The sequence below is a fragment of the Chamaesiphon sp. OTE_20_metabat_361 genome (assembly GCF_031364565.1).
The window spans coordinates 1-4,713 of record NZ_JANLWO010000012.1 but is presented as its reverse complement, the minus strand read 5'-3'; the positions used below and the strand labels follow the sequence as shown (position 1 = coordinate 4,713).

The window sequence follows — 4,713 nt, the reverse complement described above, 5'->3', positions numbered from 1 at the left end:
GCGGGGCTTACGCACTGATTTTAAAATTCTACTCACCGTTTATGAGTTTTGACGTGTGGGAAGAAAAACGCGGGAAGATTACCAAATTTTTTGGCCCCGGTATCGATGCCCAGATCGCCGGATACGATGATGAAGAAATCGTCGTCACATTAATCGTCGTCGAGCCAGCCAAGGACCTGGCTACTTCTCCAGCCTAATTGCGTACCATTGTAAATACTCTCCTGGTGCTAAATCCAGCTCACAGCTAGTATCTAGGAGATATTTGACTCGCTCGTTGACGCCACTAATTTGCTGGACATCGATCGGTAGATCGTCAGCAAATTTGATGACAATTTCTTGAAGTTTTGCAGACATTTCTGCTGGAGTCAGGATCTGCTCTGGCGAATCTGTCTCCAGCACGACGTAAGCTTCATTATTAAACATTAACGAGTCAGACATAGATTAGTGGATAGTGGATAGCGAAAAGTGCGTTCTTGGGGTTTCCCCAAGTGAAGCACCTTTTCAAGACAGTGGATAGTGAATAGTTGTTAGTGAATGGGTAACAACTAAGAAATAATCTAGCTCTCGATCTTATTGTAGCCATTAATCTCTATTTACTTTATTCTTCGATCGTTAACTTTTAATATCCACTATCCACTATCCACTAATCCATGAATCCACTATTATCACTTAACTATGAAGCCGCGATCGAATCACTCGGCACCGACTACTATGATGACGTAGTAGCTGCCGAATTTCCCCAGCAGATCTTACGCTTTCGGAATAATGATTTGTTGGTGCGGCTCGGACTCGATCCGCGCCAAGTTAGCGATGCCGATTTTATCGAAGCTTTTGGTAATTTTGCCAATCCATCACACCCCTTTTTAGCGCTCCGCTATCATGGGTATCAATTTGGTGAATATAACCCTGGCTTGGGTGACGGACGCGGCTTCCTTTACGGACAGGTGCGGGGTACCAATGGCGAACTCTATGATTTTGGCACCAAAGGTTCGGGGAGAACGCCTTATTCGCGCGGCGGTGATGGCATGTTGACGCTCAAAGGTGGCGTGCGGGAGGTTCTAGCCGCTGAAGCGCTACATCAGATGGGGGTGCGGACTTCTCGCTGTTTGAGCCTGGTGGAGACGGGTTTAGACTTGTGGCGGGGGGACGAACCGTCGCCAACGCGTTCTGCGGTGATGGTTAGGTTTAGTCGATCGCACATTCGGTTTGGCACCTTCGAGCGCTTAAACTATCTCAAACGCCCCGATTTAATTCAGAAGTTATTAGACCATGTAATTGCCTATTATTACAGTCATTTAAGTAGTGCTGAAGGCGCAGAACGCTATATCCAATTTTACAACGAATTAGTCCAAAGAGTTGCCGAATTAGTCGCTCACTGGATGGCGGTCGGCTTTTGTCATGCCGTACTCAATACCGATAATATGTCGATTACGGGGGAGAGTTTTGACTATGGCCCTTTTGCATTTTTACCTACTTATAATGCTGATTTTACTGCTGCCTATTTCGACCATTACGGACGCTATAGTTATGGCAATCAACCAGGAATCTGCAAGCTCAATTTAGAACTACTTCAGCAGCCGCTAAGTGCGGCGATCGATCCTGCTGAAATGACCGCAGCTTTAGCCAAGTTTGAAGATTATTACTTCGATCGTTACAAACAGCTCATGCTCCAAAAGCTCGGATTTACAGGCACAGCTAATCCGATTCTCGATGAATTATTAGTCGCCACACTCCAACTATTAACAGATACCCAAGTCGGCTACCATCAATTTTTCTTTGACATGAGTCAAGCATTTAAACTGCGATGGAAATTCGATCTTAATTCTATTTTGAATGAAACCGAATTCCTGCCAGAAATTATCAGCAATTCTGGTTATCAGAAATGGTTGCAACTATATCATCAAGCGATGAGTTCTATCCCGGCATCAGAGCTAGATGCTGTCGAAAACTTGCTGACTCGATCGAATCCCCAGACAATTTTATTACGTCCTCAGATCGAAGCAATTTGGGAACCGATCGCCCAAGAAAATAATTGGGAACCTTTCTATACGTTACTCGCGAAAATTCAAGCGGGTACATAGCGAGCATTATGTCAATATTTAAGATTAATTGTGCAAATAAATGTTAGAAAATAATCCGAGCGATCGCTTTTTAAAAACTGCCCTAGTTGTCGGTGGAGGACAGGGGATTGGGTTGGGATTCGTGCGGCGGTTGCTCGATCGAGATGATACTGAGTGTGTCTATGCCACCTATCGCAGCCTAGAATCAGCGACAGAGTTACTGGCAATCTCCGATCCGCGTTTGTGCTGTTTGCAGATGGATATCACCGATGAATCGCAAGTTGCAGCGGTAATTAACAAAATTCAAACCGAGACTGCTACGCTTGATTTTGTGATTAATGCTGTTGGCGTTTTGCATGAAGGCGCGATGCAACCTGAGAAAAGTCTGCGCCATATTAACACCGAGCAACTATTACGTTATTTCCAAGTTAATAGTATCGGCGCGATTTTATTATTCAAACAAGTGCAGCCATTACTCAAACATCCAAATCGATCGATCCTCGCGACAATATCGGCTAAAGTCGGGAGTATCGGCGACAATCAAAGCGGCGGCTGGTATGGCTATCGCGCCTCCAAAGCCGCCCTAAATATGTTGATTCGCACGACTGCGATCGAGTACAAACGCACCTGTCCACAAGCGATTTTAGTTGCACTCCATCCGGGGACTACCGATACCCGATTGTCGCTGCCATTTCAACGCAATGTCCCACCAGAAAAGTTATTTTCAGTCGATCGCACTGTCGCCCAATTATGTGCGGTTATCGATCGATTAGAGCCGATCGATAGCGGTGAATTCTTCTCGTGGGATGGCAGTAAACTACCTTGGTAGACTGTTTGATATTTTGCATTAAGACAAAGTGGATAGTGGATAGTGAATAGCTTGCACTGAGCGACAGCCGTTGGCGATAGCCTGCCGTAGGCACAGTGTGAATAGTAATGCCAAACATCCGATATCCTAAAGCCTAAAATCTAAAGCCTAAAACCCAAAGCCTAACTTCGCCGTGACAGATTTCACTTCCGCTATCGATACTCTATTGGCACCATTTCATCAATTCGGGGTGAATTTAGGACTCAGCCGCAGCCAAACTTTGCTCGCCGCACTCGGCTCGCCGCATCAGGCTGTGCCGATAATTCATGTGGGGGGGACAAATGGCAAAGGTTCGGTGTGTGCTTACTTATCGAGCGTGCTGAGTGCCGCAGGTTATCGAGTCGGTCGATATACATCGCCCCACTTGGTAGACTGGAACGAGCGGATTTGTATCGACGATCGACCGATTCCGACGGAGGTGGCGTTAAGTACCCTCTCCAGAGTTATTGCCGCCATCGATGCGGCTAAGCCTACCCCCACTCAGTTTGAGATCGTGACGGCGGCGATGTGGCTGTACTTTGCCGAGTCACAAGTAGATATTGCCGTCATTGAAGTCGGCTTGGGTGGCAGATTGGATGCAACTAATGTTTGCGATCGACCACTGGCAACAATTATTACCTCGATCGCGATCGATCACTGGCAACAGCTCGGCGATACGATTGCCAAAATCGCCGGGGAAAAAGCAGGTATCCTCAAACTACATTGCCCCACGATCGTCGGTATCTTACCTCCCGATGCTGTCGCGGTAGTCAGCGAACGGATCGCCCAGCTCAATTGCCCCGCAATCTGGGTTAAATCGGCTCTAGCAACACGCCAACCCGAAGCTCTAAGCTCAACCTCATTTTCACCGCTAGGGCTGCCTTGGGTCGAATCTGCCGGGATTAAATATCCGTTGGCTTTACTCGGCGAAATGCAGTTAACCAATTCGGCGATCGCGATCGCCACAATTGAGACATTGCGCCAAGCTGGTTGGAAAATTAGCGCCACCGCACTCGTGACGGGGATGGCAAATACCCAGTGGCGCGGACGCATTCAGTGGACGACTTGGCAAGGGCATAAATTATTAATCGATGGCGCACACAATCCCGCTGCGGCAAGTGCTTTACGTCAATATGTCGATACTTTAGCTACGCCGATTAGTTGGGTGATGGGGATGTTATCGACTAAAGCACATCCCGAGATTTTTCAGGCATTACTCCGACCGCGCGATCGACTGTATTTAGTACCCGTTCCCGGACATAGTACCGCCGATCCAGCCGCACTCGCCGATTTAGCCCGCATCGAGTGTCCCGATCTCGACTCGATCGAGACTTATCGTGACTTGCCGAGTGGACTAGCGGCGGCGTTTTCGACTACCGCCGTTCATCAACCAGTGTTGTGTGGTTCTTTATATTTGTTAGGCAATTTTCTCAGCCAAAATCAACCATATTTACAGAAGATTAAAGATATTTAGAATCCTCTCATCACGATATAGAAAAGGAACTTAATCTATAATTAGCTCACAGCAAGGATCTGTAGGTTGGGTTGAAGAATGAAACCCAACATGCCCAACAACATCCGATTGGATTGGTTTGCTAATTTACTTCTGCCACCGCTGGGTTGCTGCGGCAATCCGCTGACCGTATAATTCACACGATAGTCGATCGCCAGGATCGATTTCTACCGTTTTTGTCCCTGTAAAATCAGGGATAGCTTGCCCCATCACCCCCATATATGAACCCAACCGATTGACCCCATTGGGTTGAGACATTTCTCCGGCACCTACCCAAATCATCGAATGCTGGG

General features: G+C 47.2%; 5 protein-coding genes and 1 pseudogene. 4 read left to right on the top strand and 2 right to left on the bottom strand.

Annotated elements, in window-relative coordinates:
• Positions 1–197 (top strand): DUF2854 domain-containing protein (locus RMO35_RS00360; protein WP_309737774.1); only part of this gene is annotated, 197 nt, incomplete at its 5' end.
• Here RMO35_RS00360 and RMO35_RS00355 read toward each other — a convergent pair.
• On the bottom strand, positions 181–438 hold the full coding sequence (locus RMO35_RS00355; RefSeq protein WP_309737773.1) for a chlororespiratory reduction protein 7: 258 nt from the start codon (positions 436–438) through the stop codon (positions 181–183). The genes RMO35_RS00360 and RMO35_RS00355 overlap by 17 nt on opposite strands.
• Positions 439–650: 212 nt before the next feature.
• Here RMO35_RS00355 and RMO35_RS00350 point away from each other — a divergent pair, with 212 nt between their 5' ends.
• The 3 genes from RMO35_RS00350 to RMO35_RS00340 all read left to right on the top strand — a co-directional run bounded on the left by RMO35_RS00350 (position 651) and on the right by RMO35_RS00340 (position 4,381).
• On the top strand, positions 651–2,081 hold the full coding sequence (locus RMO35_RS00350; protein WP_309737772.1) for a protein adenylyltransferase SelO family protein: 1,431 nt from the start codon (positions 651–653) through the stop codon (positions 2,079–2,081).
• A 40-nt stretch (positions 2,082–2,121) separates the two neighbouring features.
• Positions 2,122–2,889 (top strand): SDR family NAD(P)-dependent oxidoreductase, encoded by a 768-nt coding sequence (locus RMO35_RS00345; RefSeq protein ID WP_309737771.1) that lies wholly within the window; start codon positions 2,122–2,124, stop codon positions 2,887–2,889.
• Between the two features lie 172 nt (positions 2,890–3,061).
• Complete coding sequence (locus tag RMO35_RS00340) at positions 3,062–4,381, top strand: folylpolyglutamate synthase/dihydrofolate synthase family protein (protein ID WP_309737770.1); 1,320 nt, start codon at positions 3,062–3,064, stop codon at positions 4,379–4,381.
• A gap of 126 nt (positions 4,382–4,507) precedes the next feature.
• On the opposite strand, the pseudogene RMO35_RS00335 reads toward RMO35_RS00340, so the two are convergent.
• Positions 4,508–4,713 (bottom strand): annotated as a pseudogene (locus RMO35_RS00335) (flavodoxin family protein); the annotation flags it as partial.